The organism is Nostoc sp. DedQUE08, assembly GCF_034530895.1.
GTDB lineage: Bacteria > Cyanobacteriota > Cyanobacteriia > Cyanobacteriales > Nostocaceae > Nostoc.
Map to the genome: position 1 here is coordinate 65,128 of NZ_JAVRCD010000021.1, position 20,501 is coordinate 85,628.

18 protein-coding genes are annotated in these 20,501 nt (G+C 41.2%); 7 read left to right on the forward strand and 11 right to left on the reverse strand.

The window, feature by feature from the left end:
* Positions 1-167: 167 nt before the first annotated feature.
* Both RMY64_RS16130 and RMY64_RS16135 read right to left on the reverse strand, forming a co-directional pair.
* Complete coding sequence (locus RMY64_RS16130) at positions 168-1,016, reverse strand: alpha/beta hydrolase (RefSeq protein WP_322690476.1); 849 nt, start codon at positions 1,014-1,016, stop codon at positions 168-170.
* Between the two features lie 100 nt (positions 1,017-1,116).
* Entirely contained in the window at positions 1,117-2,352 is a 1,236-nt protein-coding gene (locus RMY64_RS16135; RefSeq protein WP_322700603.1) for a methionine gamma-lyase family protein, read from the reverse strand.
* Between the two features lie 88 nt (positions 2,353-2,440).
* Between RMY64_RS16135 and RMY64_RS16140 the strand changes: the two genes are divergently transcribed.
* The 3 genes from RMY64_RS16140 (at position 2,441) to RMY64_RS16150 (ending at position 5,832) form a co-directional block, all read left to right on the forward strand.
* Positions 2,441-3,262: an acyl-CoA desaturase gene (locus RMY64_RS16140; RefSeq protein WP_322677631.1), complete on the forward strand. Its 822-nt coding sequence runs from the start codon at positions 2,441-2,443 to the stop codon at positions 3,260-3,262.
* 219 nt (positions 3,263-3,481) lie between these two features.
* Positions 3,482-4,534: a fatty acid desaturase gene (locus tag RMY64_RS16145; RefSeq protein ID WP_322674039.1), complete on the forward strand. Its 1,053-nt coding sequence runs from the start codon at positions 3,482-3,484 to the stop codon at positions 4,532-4,534.
* A gap of 221 nt (positions 4,535-4,755) precedes the next feature.
* Positions 4,756-5,832 (forward strand): fatty acid desaturase, encoded by a 1,077-nt coding sequence (locus tag RMY64_RS16150; protein ID WP_322700604.1) that lies wholly within the window; start codon positions 4,756-4,758, stop codon positions 5,830-5,832.
* Between the two features lie 200 nt (positions 5,833-6,032).
* On the opposite strand, the gene RMY64_RS16155 is transcribed toward RMY64_RS16150, so the two are convergent.
* From RMY64_RS16155 to fdxB, 7 genes are all read right to left on the reverse strand, one after another.
* Positions 6,033-6,488: an ArsC/Spx/MgsR family protein gene (locus RMY64_RS16155; protein WP_322674037.1), complete on the reverse strand. Its 456-nt coding sequence runs from the start codon at positions 6,486-6,488 to the stop codon at positions 6,033-6,035.
* Positions 6,489-6,544: 56 nt separating this feature from the next.
* A complete protein-coding gene (locus tag RMY64_RS16160) occupies positions 6,545-7,156 on the reverse strand; it encodes a cupin (RefSeq protein ID WP_322700605.1) in 612 nt (203 codons plus the stop codon).
* Between the two features lie 323 nt (positions 7,157-7,479).
* The gene (locus tag RMY64_RS16165) at positions 7,480-7,965 is read right to left on the reverse strand and encodes a hypothetical protein (RefSeq protein WP_322700606.1); all 486 of its coding nucleotides are present in this window, start codon (positions 7,963-7,965) and stop codon (positions 7,480-7,482) included.
* Between the two features lie 121 nt (positions 7,966-8,086).
* On the reverse strand, positions 8,087-8,686 hold the full coding sequence (locus RMY64_RS16170; protein WP_322674034.1) for a heme-copper oxidase subunit III: 600 nt from the start codon (positions 8,684-8,686) through the stop codon (positions 8,087-8,089).
* Positions 8,687-9,252: 566 nt separating this feature from the next.
* Positions 9,253-10,941: a cytochrome c oxidase subunit I gene (gene ctaD, locus RMY64_RS16175; protein ID WP_322682850.1), complete on the reverse strand. Its 1,689-nt coding sequence runs from the start codon at positions 10,939-10,941 to the stop codon at positions 9,253-9,255.
* Between the two features lie 129 nt (positions 10,942-11,070).
* Positions 11,071-12,057, reverse strand: a complete 987-nt coding sequence (locus RMY64_RS16180; protein ID WP_322700607.1) for a cytochrome c oxidase subunit II — start codon at positions 12,055-12,057, stop codon at positions 11,071-11,073.
* Between the two features lie 501 nt (positions 12,058-12,558).
* On the reverse strand, positions 12,559-12,852 hold the full coding sequence (gene fdxB, locus RMY64_RS16185) for a ferredoxin III, nif-specific (protein WP_174710795.1): 294 nt from the start codon (positions 12,850-12,852) through the stop codon (positions 12,559-12,561).
* A gap of 1,053 nt (positions 12,853-13,905) precedes the next feature.
* Here fdxB and RMY64_RS16190 point away from each other — a divergent pair.
* Positions 13,906-15,501, forward strand: a complete 1,596-nt coding sequence (locus RMY64_RS16190) for a helix-turn-helix domain-containing protein (RefSeq protein WP_322674032.1) — start codon at positions 13,906-13,908, stop codon at positions 15,499-15,501.
* A 151-nt stretch (positions 15,502-15,652) separates the two neighbouring features.
* Here RMY64_RS16190 and RMY64_RS16195 read toward each other — a convergent pair whose 3' ends face one another.
* Complete coding sequence (locus tag RMY64_RS16195; protein WP_322700608.1) at positions 15,653-16,636, reverse strand: sucrase ferredoxin; 984 nt, start codon at positions 16,634-16,636, stop codon at positions 15,653-15,655.
* Positions 16,637-17,702: 1,066 nt separating this feature from the next.
* On the opposite strand from RMY64_RS16195, the gene RMY64_RS16200 reads away from it, so the two are divergent.
* Positions 17,703-18,455, forward strand: a complete 753-nt coding sequence (locus tag RMY64_RS16200) for a Mut7-C RNAse domain-containing protein (protein WP_322700609.1) — start codon at positions 17,703-17,705, stop codon at positions 18,453-18,455.
* A gap of 4 nt (positions 18,456-18,459) precedes the next feature.
* Here RMY64_RS16200 and RMY64_RS16205 read toward each other — a convergent pair whose 3' ends face one another.
* Entirely contained in the window at positions 18,460-18,681 is a 222-nt protein-coding gene (locus RMY64_RS16205; RefSeq protein ID WP_322674029.1) for a hypothetical protein, read from the reverse strand.
* A 110-nt stretch (positions 18,682-18,791) separates the two neighbouring features.
* Between RMY64_RS16205 and RMY64_RS16210 the strand changes: the two genes are divergently transcribed.
* Together RMY64_RS16210 and RMY64_RS16215 are read left to right on the forward strand one after the other, a co-directional pair.
* A complete protein-coding gene (locus RMY64_RS16210) occupies positions 18,792-19,766 on the forward strand; it encodes an ROK family protein (protein ID WP_322700610.1) in 975 nt (324 codons plus the stop codon).
* Between the two features lie 21 nt (positions 19,767-19,787).
* On the forward strand, positions 19,788-20,429 hold the full coding sequence (locus tag RMY64_RS16215; RefSeq protein WP_322700611.1) for an HAD family hydrolase: 642 nt from the start codon (positions 19,788-19,790) through the stop codon (positions 20,427-20,429).
* Positions 20,430-20,501 lie beyond the last annotated feature (72 nt).

Below are 20,501 nucleotides of genomic sequence, written 5' to 3' on the forward strand. Positions count from 1 at the left end.
CCACATCTTCCTTCTCCATTTCTTCGTCAATAGTCAAAATTTTTTCACTATTTTTGACTATTAATAACTCGTAATTCGTAATTACATTACGGGTGAAGATTTAGACCCCACCTGTAACGGCTAAACCTTTTATAGTCAATTCTTGTGACTCTCAGTTTAATTACGAATTACGAATTACGAATTACCTGCGGATGTTCTTCGAGCCAATGGTCAATATCATTCAGCACCAACTGGGGAACTTCCCACGGAAAAAGATGGGCGGTGTTGGGATAGCAGTGCCACTGAGAATTGTTGAGGTGTTGAGCAGTTTGTAAGCTGGAATCAGATGTGATGTGACGGTCTTGTTCGCCAGCAAGTACTAGACTAGGACATTGTATTTGTTCTAAATCTAGAAGCCGATTGTATCCTGATTGAATTGCACTATAGAGGGCGCGAGTAGCAGCTGGAGAGGTTTGCAAATAAGCTGGTACTGCTTCCTTGGCGATGTAATTGTAACTAGTAGATGTATGTTGTTGAATTAGATAACGGAAAAGCGATCGCTTACCAAAAGTTTCAATATTCCATTGCCAACTCGGTTTTATATAGTTTAATAGCGCAGCAATGCCAGTATATAAATTATCTTGCCAAGTAATCGGAGGATGACTGCCACGGGGTTTTGCAGCTGTCGCCACTAAAATCAGCCCAGTAACGCGCTCTGGCAAACGTAATGCCATCTCCATTGCCAAAATGCCACCAAGTGACCATCCCAATACTAGGCACTTTTCAATCTGCAAACGGTCTAGCAGTGCTTCTAAATCAGTCAAATGGTCATTCATGTCAAAATTGCCGTTGTAGCGACTTTTGCCGTATCCCCGTAAATCCGGGGCAAAAGTTTTGTAGCGTTTTGATAAATGATTGGTAAAGACAGAAAGACTATGACCAGTACCAGGATGACCATGTAAGCCCAAAATTGGGAATCCTTGACCTTGGGTGTAAATATTGAGACGTGCAGCAGTGGTGGTGTAGCGATCGCTCATTACTAGTCGTTCTCCTGTCTAGCGAACAAATCTTCTAAAATACGTTGGCATTTATTTATGGGGTTTCCCTTCTGCCCTCTGCCTCCTGCCTCCTGCCTTCTCAATAACCATTACTGCCAACTGCATCGATCGCAGCTTCCAGGGCGATCGCTACATGAGTCCAATGAGTCCCACCCTGGCAATAAACTACATACGGCGATCGCATTGGCCCATCTGCTGATAATTCCAAAGTACTCCCTTCAATAAATGTCCCCCCAGCCATAACTACCTGGCTCTCATACCCTGGCATATCATCTGGAACGGGGTCTAAGTAGGAACCGATCGGAGAATGCTGTTGTATGGCTTTACAGAAAGCAATTAGCTTTTCGGCAGAGCCGAGTTTAATTGCTTGAATTACATCCCCACGGGGAGCCAAGGGAGGGGGATTGACTGGATAACCGAGTTTATCAAACACATAACCAGTAAGATAAGTCCCTTTCATTGCCTCTCCTACCATCTGCGGCGCTAGAAATAAACCTTGGAACAGCAGGCGATTTTGGTCAAAAGTAGCACCGCCATAACTACCGATACCGGGAGCCGTAAGGCGACAGGCGGCTGCTTCTACCAAGTCGGCGCGACCGGCGACATAACCGCCAGCGCTGACAATGGTGCCACCAGGATTTTTAATCAGCGATCCCGCCATTAAATCAGCACCTACAGTTGTGGGTTCTCTGGTTTCAATGAATTCGCCGTAGCAGTTATCTACAAAGCAAACGGTATTCGGGTTTTGCTGTTTGACTAAGTGGACGATTTTTTCAATATCGGCAATTGATAAACTAGGACGCCAAGAATAGCCACAAGAGCGCTGAATTAAGACTAAACGAGTGTTTTCAGCCACACTAGTAGTTAAAGCTTGCCAATCTATGGTTCCTTCTGGGGTTAGCTCCAATTGGCGGTAATTTATGCCAAACTCAATAAGAGAGCCTTGACCTTGACCTCGTAAACCAATAACTTCTTCAAGCGTATCGTAGGGAGAACCGACCACTGCTAACATTTCATCTCCCGGACGGAGAACACCAAACAAAGCACAGGCGATCGCATGAGTTCCAGAAACGTACTGAACCCGCACGGCCGCAGCTTCAGCGCCCATAACTTCGGCAAAAACTTTATCTAAAGTTTCTCGTCCTAAATCATCATGACCATAACCACTTACACCTGCAAAGTGGTGTGCGCCTACACGGTGATTACGAAAAGCATCCAGCACTCGTTTTAGATTATGCTTGACCTGAGCGTCAATACCAGAAAAAATTTCTAATAGTGCCTGTTCTGCTTGCCGCAGCTGTTCTAAGCTGTTCATCAGTTCCTCGTTCAAAAAAAAATTATCGATATGCGGATTTTGCGATCGCGCTGTTCTTAAGCTGGAAAATTAAAATTCAGGTTACTGCATGACAATTGCTACTTCAACCAAACCTCAAATTAACTGGGTCAATACCCTATTTTTCATTGGACTGCACATCGGCGCTTTATTTGCCTTTGTTCCTGGTAACTTTAGCTGGACGGCAGTTGGTGTGGGTTTCTTGCTGTACTGGATAACAGGTGGTTTAGGAGTTACTCTCGGATTTCACCGCCTTGTTACTCACCGCAGTTTTCAAACTCCCAAGTGGCTAGAGTATCTCTTGGTTTTCTTCGGCACACTCTCGTGTCAAGGAGGCCCAATTGAGTGGGTAGGGACGCATCGCATTCATCATTTACACTCAGATACTGATGCCGATCCCCATGATTCTAATAAAGGCTTCTGGTGGAGCCACATGGATTGGCTGATTCACTACTGTCCCGCTCACGCTGATGTTCCTCGTTTCACCAAAGACATTGCCGAAGACCCAGTTTATCAGTTTTTAGAAAAATATTTCATTTTAATCCAGGTTGCTCTAGGTGTATTGCTTTTGCTTCTAGGTGGCTGGCCGTTTGTTATTTGGGGAATTTTTGTTCGCATTGTCTGGGTTTACCACTGCACTTGGTTGGTGAACAGCGCTACTCATAAATTTGGCTATCAGAGCTATGATTCTGGCGATAAATCGACTAATTGCTGGTGGGTAGCCGTACTAGTTTTCGGTGAAGGCTGGCATAATAACCATCATGCTTTTCAATATTCAGCTCGTCACGGGCTGAAATGGTGGGAAATCGATTTAACCTGGATGACAGTTCAATTGCTGCAAGCAGTTGGTCTGGCAACTAATGTGAAGTTGGCCCCAACAAAAGTTAGTTAGGAGTAGAGACGCAATTAATCGCGTCTGTACAGGAGTTAGGATGTGTAACGTTTTTAACTCATAATTCATCACTTCTAACTCCTAACTTTTCAAAAAGCTATTTACTGGTGCGCTTGTGTCGGTTAGGTTGCTATAATCCAAAGCGCTAATGTGAAGAAATTTTACTGCAAGTTACTTTTTGGTGACTTGGTGGAGGAGTTTGTTGTTTTTTAGGTGTCCATGACTACATCAATAATTAATAGCCAGAAACTAAGTGACGAGCCTAGTAATTCCGACTTTCGGCTCAAAGATATTGTCAAAACCTTGCCACGGGAATGTTTTCAGCAGAACCGTCGCAAAGCTTGGACACAAGTAATACTCAGTGTCTTGGCAGTTGCGTTGGGTTATTACAGCCTGATTATCGCTCCTTGGTTTCTCTTGCCCCTAGCTTGGATTTTTACGGGTACTGCTTTAACAGGTTTTTTTGTAATTGGCCATGATTGCGGTCACAGGTCTTTTGCCAAACGTCGTTGGGTAAATGATTTGGTAGGGCATTTCTTCATGATGCCGTTAATTTACCCTTTTCACAGTTGGCGCATTAAGCATAATTATCACCATACTCATACCAACAAGCTGGATGAGGACAACGCTTGGCATCCAATCAGACCAGAAGTGTTTGAAGATTGGGATAAAACCCGACAGTCTGCTTTTGAACTGTTCATGCGTAAACGCTTCTGGTGGGTAGGTTCCATTGGACATTGGGCTGTGGTGCATTTTGATTGGCGGAACTTTAAAACTAAAGACCAATCGAGTATCAAGCTTTCTGTGGCTGTAGTAGTTGTGTTTGCAGCGATCGCTTTCCCGCTTCTCATTGCCACAACTGGTATCTGGGGATTTGTCAAGTTTTGGCTAGTGCCCTGGATGATTTACCATTTTTGGATGAGTACTTTTACTATTGTTCACCATACTGCCGCAGATGTTCCTTTTACGACAGCGAACAAGTGGAACGAAGCTCTAGCACAACTATTTGGCACTATTCATTGCGATTATCCGCGTTGGGTGGAGGTTTTGTGCCACGATATCAATGTTCATGTCCCTCATCATATTTCCACTGCGATTCCTTCTTATAATTTGCGGCTAGCTTACAGCAGCATCAAAGAAAATTGGCAGCCTTATCTACATGATGAGTGTCAGTTTTCTTGGTCTTTAATGAAGCAGATTACAGACCAGTGTCAACTATACACAACTGATGTTGGCTATAAAACTTTCAACGAATATTATACAGAGCAATAAATAGCGCTGTGATTAGACTTACGCTCTTGAACTCAACGAGAGCGTTTATCATGCTGTGTTTAAATAGAATTTGGCGACTTTTTACTAACTAAAATTTGTTAGCTAAATTGCCAAAATTTATCTTCTTTGATGTTAGCGATCGCTAGTTTCGTGGGCATCCTATAGGTGAGATAATTTTGTCTCAATTAAAGTTCCGATTTATATCCAATCAAAAGAATCCAGTGCCATCAAACATCATCACGTTCAATAATCCTCCTTCTGAAACGTCTGAGGATACGACTAAATTGCCTTTCACACTTGGGGATTTAAAAGCTGCAATTCCTGCGGAATGCTTTCAGCCCAATGTGACAAAATCACTTTTTTACTTTTTTCGTGATATTTTAATTATCGGTCTGCTTTATGCAGTTGCTTCTTACCTGGATTCTTGGCTTTTCTTTCCGATTTTCTGGCTAATGCAAGGAACGATGTTTTGGGCTTTGTTTGTGGTCGGGCATGACTGCGGACACCAATCTTTTTCTAAGCATAAATGGCTGAATGATTTGATTGGACATCTTTCTCACACACCAATACTTGTTCCTTATCATGGTTGGCGGATTAGTCACAGAACTCATCATAAAAATACTGGCAATATCGATAACGATGAAAGCTGGTATCCTGTGACGGAATCAGAATACAAAGAGATGCCTTTAGCACAAAAGATAGGCAGATATTATGTTTTTCTCTTGGCTTATCCTGTATATCTGTTTAAGCGTTCTCCTAATAAAGAAGGCTCTCACTTTTTGCCCAGCAGTCCGCTTTTCAAATCATCGGAAAAATGGGATGTTATCACTAGCACTGTCCTTTTGACTGGGATGGTAGGTTTGTTGGGTTTCCTCACCTACCAATGGGGTTGGATGTGGTTGCTGAAATATTACGCTGTGCCCTACCTTGTATTTATAGTTTGGCTAGATTTGGTGACATTCTTGCACCATACTGAGCCAGAGCTTCCCTGGTATCGTGGAGAAGATTGGACTTTCCTCAAAGGCGCAATTTCTAGTATTGACCGTGATTATGGTTTGGTTAATCATATCCATCACGATATCGGTACTCATGTTGCTCACCATATATTCCTTAACATCCCTCACTACAATTTGCTGAAGGCAACTGAGGCAATCAAACCAGTGATGGGTGAGTATTTCCACAAGGCGGAAGAACCAATTTGGAAGTCATTATGGAATTCATGTATCAGCTGCCATTTTGTACCTGATACTGGTAGTAAGGTTTACTACACATCCAACAACAAGTTAGCTAAAGGCTAAGGCTGATTAACACTTTCCGTAATTCGTAATTACCATTGTGTAAAAGTTTTAGACAATTTACGCCATACTGTACTAGCCCTGTCAAGGTTACTTTTTTACCTTGACAGGGCTAGAATGTTATTTATAGACTTTTGCAAGAAATCTAATGACTACAAGCTGCCTTGCTTTTGATGTTGTTCGCCATGATGGTTACAGCCAGCCTAGTGATTATGGTGTTGATGGCTATGATCTTTACCGTGGGAACAGTTTTGCAAATCTTGCTTCAGAAGCTTGTCGCTGATTTCTTGCAAGGATTCATCTACAGCTTGTAAGCCAATCCAAGCATCAATCTTTTGTACATCAAATCCTACCTCGCGCTGTTCGCCTACTTCTAACAAAGGGCGGCGAATTAACAGTGGTTCTTTCAGCATCAGCGCCAAAGCGGTTTGTTCATCCACTTTTTCAGGAACCACCTCACCAGATTTTACCTTGGGGGCGGAAAGATTGAACCATTCGGCTACGGGGCGATCGCCAAAAAAGGAACGCAACCGTTCAACTGTCCAAGGTTCTTTTAGCAGATTCTGTGGTATCACCTCATGACCGGCAGCTGTTAGCAAAACTTTTTGCTTAACTCCACCTTTACAGCCTGGTTTGCTATAGAAAATTACCTTTGCCATTCAACTATCTCCTAATTACTCTTTTGCGCTAAAGCGCCAACTACGAACCGATGAAATTAAAAATTCCTCGCTTTATGGCTAACTAAGTCAAACTCAAACCTCTCATTTGGATCGGTTTCGCCATAAATATTGAAAGTCACAGTTGGTTCATCACCCACTGCTTCTACACTGTGAATTGCATCGGGAGTAAAGCTAATAATATCTCCTGGTAATAGAGTTAGCTCTCCCGTCGGTTCAATTTTGTCCTGAAATTTTGGGCTATTGGTGCGTCGCCAAAAAGTATTTTTTTCCTGGCCTTTTAACACCGCCACTATTCCCCATGTCCCATGATTATGAATGTTTGAACGGGTTCCCGGTGCAAATGTTACTGTTTGCACAGTTAAGGGAAAACCCAATTCATCATATAGGAGTAAAACAGAGCTTCCCGTTTTGGGTGAAGGTTCTAACTTTTGACTTTGCACCCAGTAGGAATTTACCATTAAGCGCCTTACAAGCATCCGAATTTCTGGCAGACAATTGGTTTCATTGTCGCTGCTATTGAGAACATCTTCCACCTCAGTTAAAAACCGATAAAGGCGGTAATTTTCTCTCAATAAATCCCAGGCTCTTACAGATTTACAAGCTTGATGCTGACCGTCCCCTGTTAGCAGCCAATCCCTACCTTTCATAATTTTTAAATTGATAGTGGCGAAGATTGGATCACAATGATCGGTGAGACATTAGGAATGTTACCTACAGGCAGTTTAGTAGGTATGTTAATAGGAGGAATGATAGAGTTACTATCAGTACTTGCTCCTAATAAGGAATAGGATTTGGTAGATAACCAATTGTTCATGATTTTTCACAAAAAGGGCATTGGGCATTGGGCATTGGGCATTGGGCATTGGGCATTGGGCATTGGGCATTGGGTATTGGGCATTGCTATGGTTTTTCCCCTTGTCCCCTTGTCCCCTTGTCCCCCCACTCTTTTACAGAGAAGTGCATTGACTAATTAATCGTCTTCTTCTGCTGGACGTGTCAGAATATCCAGCAGAATACCAGAACCAAAATCATTCTTTTCGTCTATCTGTTTGACTCTGGTGCTGATTTCTTTGGCTTGCTCAATTTCTCCTAACTTTGCTAGCACTAATCCAGAAGCAGCATAAGCATTTAAGTACAATCGAATTTGTGGGTCTTCTTTGCGATTGACTAATATCGGCTGAAGTTGCTCCCAGTCATCAGGAAGTTTTTCTAGTTCTTTAATTTTATCTAATAATTTGACTGTTGTTTGTAATGCAAGAGAATAATTATTTTTATAATAGAAAAATCTATATGCTGCTACCAAGACATCTGTGTTTTCACCAGTCTGGTCTAAAGCTTGTTGAATATATTTTTCTGATTCTGATGTATTTTCCCAGCTTTTTGCAGCTAAAATTAATAGGTTTTTGATATCATCTGGAACCTGAAACCATGAGAATTTATTTGTATTAGCTTGCATAATGAACTCTTGGATAGTTAGGAGTTAGGAGTTAGGAGTTATAAGTTAGAAGTTGTGAATTCTGAGTTAGAAGTTATAACTTATTAACTCCTCACTTCTCACTCCTCACTCCTAACTTTTGTTAAAACAAAGTCAGAACGTACACTAAGGTGAATAAGACAATCCAAATAATGTCTACGAAGTGCCAGTAAATTTCTGTCATTTCGATGAAAGTATGATTGGTTGCAGAATATTCACCAGGAAGACGCGATCGCCACAATGCACGTAATATCAATAACAGTCCCACAAAAACGTGCAAACCGTGGAACCCAGTCATGATATAAAAGCAGTTGGCGAAGACGTTGGTGGTCAAACCATACCCTAATGTTGAGTACTCATAAACCTGACCAGCCAAGAAAATTGCCCCCATGATTGCAGTAATGGCATACCACAGTTGCATTCTCTTGACGTTATTCTTTTTAATCGCCGTATCACCAAAGTGAATCACGAAACTACTAGACACCAGAATAATGGTGTTAATCGTCGGTACAAGTAGTTCTACTTCGCTTCCTTCTGGAGGCCAAACGGCTGTACTGCTTCGGAAAAACAAATAGGTGGCAAAAAATCCCCCAAACATTAGGGATTCAGAAGCGAGGAACGTCAACAATCCCCAGACTCTTAAATCTGGATGTTCTTCGTGTCCTGCACTGTGTTCTTCGCTTGTGGTTGTAGCTATAGTCATAGATTTTTTGACAATACGATCTACTCTGTCTTGTTGTGGAAGTTTGAATAAAGAATGAAGTCTGAAGTGGCAAAATTTCCATTCTTTATCCAAAATTCTTGTTTAGCCAAACTCTTGACTTGTTCAGGAATTTTGAAAATTCCGAGTTTCGTGTTCTGAATTCGGGCGTCCGTTTATTGAATTCGGGCGTCCGTTTATTGAATTCAGGCGTCCGTTCATTGAATTCGGGCGTCCATTTATTGAATTCGGGCGTTCGTTTATTGAATTCGGGCGTCCGTTTATTGAATTCGGGTGTCCGTTTATTGAATTTGGGCGTTCGTTTAGGGACTTCCAGAAAATAAATTATCCAATTTACTCAGATCGTATTTTTCTTTCTCCCCTTGCCCCCTGCCCCCCTGCCTACACCAAGATAGGATATTTATTTTAGTTGGAAGTCCCTTATTGATTCGGGCGTTCGTGTTCCAAGCTTGAAGTTTTGGGTTCCAAGCTTGGAGTTTTGAGTTTTTAAATCTAATGACTAGAAGTTTCAGTGATTTTGAGTGCGATCGCATTACTCACTCTACTACCTAAGCACTAGCTTCCGGCGTCGCTGATGACTGTAATTCAGTTCTATGCTCCTGACCGTAGTCATAAGGGCCATGAGTTACAACCGGCAACACTTCCCAGTTTTCAATTGCAGGTGGTGAGCTAGTTGTCCATTCTAAAGTCAAAGCTTGCCAAGGATTATCACTAGCCAAAGGCCCTTTCAACCAACTGTAAATCATGTTGATGGCGAAAGGAATTACCGATATCGCCAAAACAAATGAACCAAAGGTACAAATTTGGTTGAGGTCGATAAATTGGGGGTCATACATTGCCACTCTTCGCGGCATTCCTTTTAAACCCAACTCGTGCATGGGTAAAAAGGTGAGATTCGTGCCGATGAAGGTAAGGGCAAAGTGAATGCGTGCCAAGTTTTCATTCAACATTCGTCCGGTCATTTTGGGGAACCAGTGATAAATGCCGGCGTAAATGCCAAACACGGAACCGCCAAACAGAACGTAATGGAAATGTCCAACAACATAATATGTGTCGTGGACGTGAACATCAAAGGGGGCCGTTCCCATCGTCACACCGCTTAAGCCGCCCATGACAAACATGGACAACAAACCAATGGCGAAAAGCATCGCACCTGTGAAGCGGATTTTACCACCCCAAAGGGTAGCAACCCAGGCAAAAATCTTCACGCCAGTGGGAACTGCAACTATAAGAGTAGAGATGGTAAAAAACATCCGCATCCAACCGGGTGTGCCACTGGTAAACATATGGTGTACCCAGACGAACAAACCGACAACGCAGATGGCTACACTAGAATAAGCGATCGCTTTATAACCAAAGATTGGCTTGCGGGCGTGAACTGGAATTACCTCCGACATGATGCCGAAGATGGGCAGAATCATTAGATATACTGCCGGGTGAGAATAAAACCAGAATAAGTGTTGATAAATTACAACGTTACCGCCTGCATCTGGTTTAAAGAAAGAGGTGCCAAAGTTGAGGTCAAACAACAGCAGAACTAAACCGGCTGCTAATACAGGTGTGGAGAGAAGTGCCAGCAGAGAGGTAGCCAAGATTGCCCAACAAAACAAGGGCACTTGATCCCATTTCATGCTAGGAACCTTCATCATCAAAATGGTGATTACAAAGTTCAGCGAACCCAAAATTGAGGAAGTTCCCACCAAAACGATCGCAAGTATCCACATAGTTTGAGCGATTGGTGCTGTTACCAAGCTCAAAGGTGGGTAAGCTGTCCAACCAGATTGGGAACCGCCGAAAATGAAACTACCTAAAATGAGCGCACCTGCTGGTGGGTTTAACCAAAAAGCGATCGCGTTCAGTTTCGGAAACGCCATATCCCTAGCACCAACCATCAACGGCACTAAATAGTTACCAAATCCCCCAATGGCGCTAGGAACAATCCACAGGAAGATCATGATCGTCCCGTGATTAGTCATGAAAGCGTTATACAAATTGGGGTCGAGTACGTCTGCATCTGGTGTTGCTAATTCGACACGGAGAGCAACAGCCATCAGTCCGCCGATGAGATAGAAGACAAACGCTGTCACCAGGTATTGAATACCAATAACCTTGTGGTCAACATTAAATGTAAAATAGTCTTGCCATTTCCACGCCTTCGGATGGGAAGCGTGGCCAGCCACCATTTCCGGTTTCTTTCCTTCTGGTGGAGTATTTCGTGGAAATTCTACCTGTGTCATATATTTTTGTCCTTTGTCCTTTGTCATTTGTCATTTGTCTTTTGTCTTTTTGTCCTTTGTCATTTGTCTGTTGTCATTTGTCAGTTACCAATAACTAATGACTAATGACCAATGACCAATGACTAATGACTAATGACTCATGACTACTGACTCTAGAGTTGCTGCACTAATGCCCATATCATGGGTGTGGGGCGCGAGAAACTCTGATGTTGATAAGTCGGCTGGATTAACAGCAATGACTTGATTAAGGTTTTGCTGTTGAGCAATCTGGTTTTCTGTCCGCCAGCTATCGTATTCTTCCGGTGTGTGGACAATTACCTGTGTCCGCATTGAACCGTGATAACCACCGCACAATTCAGCACAAACTACGGGATATGTACCTGGTTTGGTGGCGACAAATCGCAGTTCGGTAGGGATACCGGGAAGTGCATCTTGCTTCAGGCGGAAGTTTGGCACCCAAAATGAATGAATTACATCTTGTGCTGAAAGGTTGAGTTGGACATCAGCACCGACGGGTATGTGCAATTCCCCAGAGGTAATACCACTATCAGGGTAATTAAATAACCAAGCGTATTGTATGCCTTTGACATCAACAACTAAATCGGCTGGTTTGTTTAGAGTTTGAGGAGACGCGCCAATACCGATTGTTGGGGCTATTGCTGGGGCAGTTGTTGCTTCAGTATCGCTTAATGTGGCTGCCAAAGCACTCCCCGGTATATGAGCAACATGAGCTGCTGAATGAGGATGACCAGCAGGCTCAAAGCCGCCCATTCGGTTAAAAACATCTACACTGTAAATGCCCAAACCGAGGACAATTACTGTGGGAATTGCTGTCCAAAAGATTTCTAAGGGAACGTTGCCTTCTATTGGCAAACCATCGGTATCATCACCGCGACGGTGACGAAACTTAACCAAAAAAACTACAATTGTTCCTTCTACCACCAAGAAGAGTGCGATCGCAATGGTAAGCATGACGTTGAAAAAACCGTCTACCAAAGGCGCTTGTAGCGATGCCTGCACTGGCATGAGAGTGTGGTTGTGACCGAGCCAAATGCTGATTGCTGTAACTACTATCCCAGCAACCAGAGTCCATAATGAAACAGGAACTTGTTGCATACATGCTACCTGTGTAAACAGTCTTTTATTGGTACTGGGTATTGGGTACTGGGGATTAGGTATTAGATATTAGAAAAACTATTCTTTGTCTTCCTAGTCCCTATTCCCCAGTCCCAATTCCCTTTTCCCTTTTCACTTATTAACTTTCTAACGTGCAGCCATTAAAAATGGGGGAAACTTCCAGATTTTTTCCATATCTTTCCCCCAAAAAAATACAAACTATATTTCAACTCCTATGAAAAAGTTAGCCCCCTGCTTTCAAAAAAGCTCGTTGTTCCAAGAGGGCACTGTTGGCCTAATATTGATTAGGCTATATTAGCAGCAAGTTTAAATTTGTTAATAACTGACATTTTGCAATTTACGGATTTGTTTACTGAGAACTATTTATTAGTTGCAGTAAATACTTAGTATTCCCCTCAAGTTACCTTGCCTAGCGCATTTGCGCTTTTTACAAACAGTGCCTCCTTGAATTAACAACAATTTGGACTAACTCTAAAAATTCTAATTATTTACTGCAACATGGGTGTAGCAATTTTTCGGGCAAATCCGCGAACACGCTTCACAACCAATACAGTTTTCTGGAGAAGTAACTGCCATTACTTTCCGTTCAATTTCGTCATCGTCTTCGTCGTCTACAAATTCACCTTCTTCATTGAGTGCCTTCAAACCTAGCACATTGTACCCGCAGACTTTAACACATCTGCCACAGCCGATACATTTATCTTTGTCAATTTCTTGAGCGAATTTTGGTGTCCAAGCTTTACCGCCAAACGTCAAACCTGTTAGTTGTGCCATTAATAATCCCTTGGCAATTTTGCCTATCAATCTGTTTGTGCATTAATCATCATCTTATCCTAATATTTTTATTTTTTATATTCAAAACTCACTTTTACTTGATAATAAATCGATAAGTTTGAACACAATTAAAAATTATTTTTTAAATCAAAACTAAATGCAAATTATTGCCAATAATCATTATGAATGCTTAAGTTTACCTCGTTCTTATGCTCCGCATGGGAACGCATTCATTGAGTCTCTGACTCAATATCTGACTGGAGGCAGCAGCCGCTAATCAGCTATTCCCATGCAAAGTATAGAAAAAAGAGACGCATAAATTACAGGTTTAAAACCTACCCTCGTCGCTAATAGCCCGATCTAAACGCAAAGATATCGATAAAAGTGATGATATTATTTTTCAACTACTTTTAGCTTTAGACAAAGAAATGTAGATGAACAGTATGCATATATACAAAAATAAATGTTCATTAATTACATTTTGATATGTGCAATATGTATTTTGCAAAGCAACAATTTGCAAGTCGATCTGATTCAACTATTTATATAAATGATGACAAAATAAATATTGGTTTTACATTTAAATCAATATAATGAATTTATGAAGGAAACATAATCAATTTATAAAGTAACTGTGATTTTTATGGCAGAAACCGAGCGTGTCTTAAATATTAAAATTATTAATAAATCAGATGAAGTCCAATCGTATCAGGCTTAAATATGTTCTCAAAACAATTTATGGTTAAAGCTAAAATGTTCATTCAATACCTAATTAAATGAATATTAAGATATCTTTCTAAGCTCTGTACGAACAAATTAATCATTTTTTTCATGAAATGTATAGTTAATAAATAAGTTTTGTCCGGCTCGGTTTAAAAGCCTTAAATAGCTTCCGATTGGATGCAAAGTCAAAATATGGATGTGGGGAGTGAATGGGCGAGAAAAATTATTCTCGCTAGAAAGATTATGTGCTAGCGAGTCATGAATAGACAGGACTCATCCAGGGGAGACCTGAGACAGACATCTCAACGATTAGAGTGGGAAAAGAGCCAAATGCCTTATACAATTCCTAACAACAGTTGCGTTGGATGTGACAACTGCCGCCCCCAATGTCCTACGGGTGCAATCAGAATAGAGGACAATGAATATTGGGTCGATCCTGGTCTTTGTAATAATTGTGAGGGCTTTTATTCAGAACCACAATGTGTAATAGCTTGTCCAACTAAGTCTCCCATTCCTTGGCAGGCGAAAAAGGGGAGATGCAAAGTTGAACCGAGAGATTCTACCAGTTTAGATTTGTTTTCTAACGGCAAGAATAATCCATTTGCTTCAGCGATCGCAATTTGGGAAGCTTGTAATGTATTAGCGCAGCGCACATCCCTACATTGGGAAACCGATGAAGAAGGGTACATCAGTTATAGCCGACAAGTCAATCAAGGCCGAGGTGCGATCGCTTTTCATATCCAAGATCCCTTGAAAGTGAACGACAAGGCCACAGACATAGCAGCAATTGAGGGGCTTGACATCAGAGCCGCTTGCATACATCTGATTTTTGCAGCTTATGCTACAGCCTTAGATCAACCTTGGGAGCAAGAATTTGCGATCGATGAGCGACAAATCGAGAAATATTTGGGGATGGAGAAGCGCAAAGACTTAAGTAAAGCAGCCAAGCTAGCTTTAATGAAAAATCTTGTCCAGCAAGCTTGCTCCCTGACGATCTCCATTGACTGGCCGCAACAAGGCCGAATTAACGGATTTTCTCTTGTCGGTAGCCGCCTATGGCACTTAGTAGATATTCAGCACCACTTCCAGGAAGACAATCTCGGATGCAAATATCTGATTGGCCTAACTTTTAAAGTCAAAGCAGGTTTATGGGCGCAATATTTCTTAAACAAACAAGCGTGTAAAGAGCGAACTGCATTCTATCAATACGGCAGTCTCCCTAAAACGCTGCTAACCACAGTCATGAGTATTTGGCAGCAACATGAAGGCGCAGTTCGACTAATGCTGTGGTTGCTGTTTAAAACCAAAATGGGCAAGGAACAACGCATCACCATTCCTACCTTGCTGCGTATTGCTTACGGTGAGGAAAAAGTCGCCCTTGCATCCAGACAACGAGAAGAACGCAAACGTCTGCTGCGAACCTTTGAAAGCGATTTGGAAATTCTCAATCACTATGGAATGAAGCCACTTTTCGATCCAGTTACTTACCCACCAGAAATTCAACCTTTGTGGGCGAAATTAATCGATCTTCCCGAAGATCCAGATGAAGCATTAGAATTTTGGACTAATGACGGAGGTGCTGAAACTCGCCTCACAGACACAGGCCCCCGTGGTAAATGGAATCTGCTAATGAATGCGCGGATTTTGGCTTTTGAACTGCCGCCAGAATGGGAACAGCAAATCTCAGAATCGGAAAAAAAGAAAACAAGAACTGCTAAAGCCAAAAAGAAGCCCAAAGCTACAAACGATTTGCTAGGCGAACAGATTTTGCAGGCGCGAAAAAATTTAAATCTTTCCCAAAGAGAATTGGCAAAACTTACAGGTAAAAGCCAAAGCTGGATTCGAGATATCGAAAATGGCCGTTTAAAAGCCAAATTAGAAGACCAAATACTGTTACGAAAAGTCTTAAATATGGCTTCATCTTAATTTAGAATTTAAACGCAAAGAAGCGCAGAGGAAAGCGCAGAGAAACACAGAGATTTTATTAAGAATTTGTGCAGCGTTATAGTAAATACAGTAATACTTTGCGTACCTCTGCGCTTCCCTTAGCGTTCCTCTGCGTTTAAAAACTCTCTCTTTACTTCTGCGTACTATAACTCATTACCTTACTAGAGGTAATCCAAAAACTACCAACAGCATATTTAGTAACTACTAACTCTCGTGTCGCATTGCATGAACTTTTCAGTTGTTGAGTCTTCGTTTCATCTTTTACAAGTTTAGCCTGATAAGTATAGAGAGAACCACAAGGTTGTTCAAAACTAATTTCAGCTAAGATAGTATTATTGTCTAAACTTTGCTCTAAAATTTTGCCTGCAACTTTGTAATTAAACCAATCCCATCCTTTATAGAGAATTAACTCTCTTTCCAAAACCTGAAGTGCAGCAGGCAAAATTCCCCAGCCTCGATAGACTTGATGTAAGCATTGAATATCACCAGTACGAGTCAAAATCGATCTAAATGAATCTCGATCGAGACGACCGTAGTATCTTCCTTCTGGCAAGTCTATAACTGTTGGTGCAAACCGATGTCCACCAAAGTGCGATGATTTCCAAATTCGCACATTATCTAAGCACAAATCAGCTTTACTCGCTGTTATTTGGAAGTAAAAAGGAGCGCCATATCTCGCACAACACTTATCATGGCTGCCGTGGGTACAAACTAAAATATCTCTAGTTGTACTAGTTTCTACTTCCAAATTAGAATCGATATCCCATATCCATTTTTGGACAACTCCTGCTACTTGCTCAATATTTGCTAGCTGAAACTCCTGTTTATGGTATCCATTACTTAGCCCCTCTTCTTTTTGATAAATCAAAAGCGTAGTGTGATTTACCTTGTGTGATAAATCATTAGCAATTAGAAGAAATCTAATTGGCAGTTTTGCACGCTTCACTTCTTCTACCAAAATCCTCAAATTCTGAGGCACCCACTTGGAGTTAAAGGCTTCTGATGTCCAAGGTAAAGGACACTCAACTAAAATATAAGTTTGATAATTGGTGGCACTACCAATAACATCTTCTCCTACTTGCCGCGAATCATCAGAACAAAAAAAAGTGTTCATCTCGTTGTACTCATTAGCATATTTTTTGGACAAAAGGTATTACAAAATACAATTGTGTTCTTAGATACAATATCCTTGATTCAAGGAGATAAAAAAGAACAATATTCATTTCCGAGTTAAAACTAGGTAGCCACTTTATAACATCATTATCAATTGAGGTCTTCCCAGTTAATAAATTCTCCACAATAAAGATAAACAGTGTCAAGAGATATTTTTCCGTATGACTGGCGTTAATTTTGTATCTAGTTTTATTGTTATTTGGTATTTTATAATTTTTCACTTGCTGAAACTCGGCTTTTCTGAACTTACTTTCTTTGGTAAAATCAAATATATTAAACCTTGTACATAGGCAAAAAGCTACTTGGAGAATTACCAAGGATTAACTTGCTGATAATATCAATGTAGCTAATACTACAATCAAAAATATTGCTAGTAGTAAGATATTTTTCTAAAGTTTTGGTGAAATTATTTTCATAGCTAGTTACAAATCCTGTTTTTACATATAAAAATATAATTCTTTGTGTTTTCTGAGAAATGTATTTCTAAAGATAGATGTGGAATAGCTAGATATAGATTATTAAAGTTATTCCTACTATCTACTTTTAATATATCTATCCATTCCAGAATATTGCAAATAATTCTCAATTAGATTAGAAAAATAAAAACACTGAAACTAGGGGTAAATGCTTTAGTGCCCTATAGTTTATGCGTTACAAGTTAATGTTAAAACTTAATGACTAATCACTAGCCGCGTTACTGACATCAACATTAACAAACCTGTTATTTACCCTTTTATCTAATCTAACTTCCTGAAGCGTATGTCAGGGTTTGATTATATGCATCTGCTTTGACTGTAACTGAACTCAATAATAAATGCAAGTATTTGAGAATCTTTATAATTCCACGATCGTTTGCTGCCTCTAGAAGGTTGACTAAATCAAGGGAAATGGGCATTTTATAGTGGAGATAGCTCACTTGAGGAAGTATTGATTCTTTCAATACAATAGATAAAGTTTTGCAATTGTGACAAATTGTTGCCAGTAGGGTAATCCGAATATCTGTGGCTATGGCGATCGCATATTTCTACTTTCATGCAGAATTGAATCATTTTTTACCACGGCATCACAAACAGGTGAGAATCTCTCATGTGTTTGAGGAAAAAGCCTCTATTAAAGACATGATTGAGTCGTTGGGTGTCCCTCATCCAGAAGTTGATTTTCTAAATGTTAATGGTGAATATGTAAATTTTTCTTACATAGTTTCGGATGGAGATACTATCAATGTTTATCCAATTTCAGCTAGGAATGTTATTATACCAAGTATTTCTGTTTTGCCAGAACCGCTCAGTACTATTTGTTTTGTTGTAGATATTCATTTAGGCAAGCTTGCTACATCTCTACGACTTTTAGGCTTTGATACTTTGTACCGCAATGACTACGAGGATGAGAAATTAGCCCAAATATCCTCCAGTCAAGGGCGCATTCTCTTGACTCGTGATAAAGGACTATTAATGCGTAGTCTGGTAACGCATGGGTATTATGTTAGAAATACTAACCCTCAACAACAAATCATAGAAGTACTGCAACGCTTCGACTTGTTTGAATTAATTGCACCATTTAAACGGTGTTTGCGTTGCAATGGATTATTAGAAACTGTAGATAAGCAATCCATTATTGAACAAGTGCCAGAAAAGGTGCGATCGCAGATCGATCGATTCCAGCGTTGCCAAGACTGCGATCGCATTTATTGGAAAGGTTCACATTATGAACGATTACAACAGTTTATTGATGGAGTACTCAACTCACAAAGAAATGAGTAACTATTTATCCAGCTGAAATATTCCCACTGATTATTTGACTACCCCCGATTCTGGGATCTTCATCTTCGCGATTCAAATCATCAGGAGTAGGATTTTGCTTACTCTCTCCAGTAACTTCTTCTGGTTCAATCGGATCTGCCTCTTGAGCTTTATCGATATCAAGAGAGCGAGGAGGTTCTTTGGCGTGAGAGAAATCAATAAGTGGATCGGTTTGATCGGGAGTCATGAGTTGCTAAATAATAATGTAGTTTTTCTAGTGTTAAATGTATCTTGAGTGCAAACATCTTTCTTCAGAAAGAAACTACGTTGTGTGATGGTGTAATAAAAGGTGAGTGAATGACATTAATTTTAGCTCTCGATTTTGGCGGAACTAAGCTGGCAGCAGCAACAGTCAATATCGGTTCGAGAAAGTGGTTGCGTTATGAACGTTGTCTCTCGCCAGTAGGTGCAGATGCTAGCACTGACTTGGAAATTATGCGATCGCTTATTTACTCTCTGCTGCAAGACACAAAACCTGCTGCGATCGGTATTAGCTTTGGCGGCCCGGTTGATGCTTCCATAGGGATGGTGCGACTATCTCATCATGTGTCTGGATGGGAAAATATTCCTCTCAAAGCCTTGTTGGAAGAAGAGTTTGGCGTTCCTGTTGGTGTAGATAATGATGCCAATATTGCTGCTTTGGGCGAACACCGTTTTGGTGCTGGTCAAGGATACGATAGCCTATTTTACATTACGGTTAGCACTGGGGTGGGTGGCGGTTGGATACTCAATGGCCAGCCTTGGCGGGGTGCTGGTGGGATGGCTGGCGAAATTGGACATATCGTTGTCGATCCGGCTGGGCCAGTTTGTTTGTGTGGGAAGCGGGGATGTGTCGAACGTTTGGCTTCGGGGCCTTATATGGCGCAAAATGCTAAGGAAATTTTGGAAAAAGAACCGCAGAGGCGCAAAGGACTTAGAGATGGAGAGATTTTGAGGGGTTTGGTGGGGGATAATTTAACGTTGTTGACGGGACAGTTGGTAAGTGAGGCGGCGGCGGCTGGTGATGATTTGGCGAAGGAAGTTTTACACAAGGCTGCTTGGGCGTTGGGTGTGGGTATTGGCAATGTGGCGAATCTGATGAATCCGCAGCGCTTTGTGTTGGGAGGCGGTGTGACAAAAGCGGGGGAGGATTTCTGGCGGGTAGTGCGTCAGGTGGCGCGGGAGACGGCTTTGCCGGAAGTGGATTTTGAAATTGTGCCAGCGGTGCTGGGGGATGATGCGCCTTTATGGGGCGGAGTGGCGATCGCTTCTATGACAATCCCGAATTTGTAAATGGGCGAGGCGTGGAGCGAAATGCAAACAGAATTAGTTATTTTTGATTGTGATGGAGTGTTGGTAGACAGCGAAGGATTAGGTAATCGTGTTCTTGTGAAATTTGTCGCTGAATTTGGACTTGCAATGAAACTTGAAGAAGCTATTTTGTTATTTAAGGGTTGCAAAATGGCTGATTGTGTTGCTGTAATTGAGCATAGACTTGGAAAAAAGCTGCCACAAGATTTTGTAACTCAGCTTCGTACCCGTACTGCTGAGACATTCGAGCGTGAACTACGTCCTGTAGAAGGAATAGAAGCAGCTTTAGACAAGATTAATCTACCTATTTGCGTTGCTTCCAGTGGCCCACCGGAAAAAATTAAGTTAGCTTTGCGTGTAACTAACCTACTGCCTCGATTTGAAGGACGTATCTTTAGCTCATATCAAATTGAAAGCTGGAAACCAGCACCTGACTTGTTCTTATATGCGGCTAAAAAGATGGGAATTCAAGCTGCATCTTGCACTGTTGTAGAAGATAGCGTTTTGGGTGTACGTGCGGGTGTTGCCGCCGGAATGAGAGTTTTAGGTTACACCGAGCAAAGTGAAGCTAATCTACTTGAGGCATCTGGAGCGCGTGTTTTTTATTCTATGCACCAACTGCCTTCTTTGTTGTCACACCATTAAACTTAATAATTATGAGTCTAATGTAAAAATTAACATTCTGAGCTATATAAAATATTTTCTCTCATTTAAACC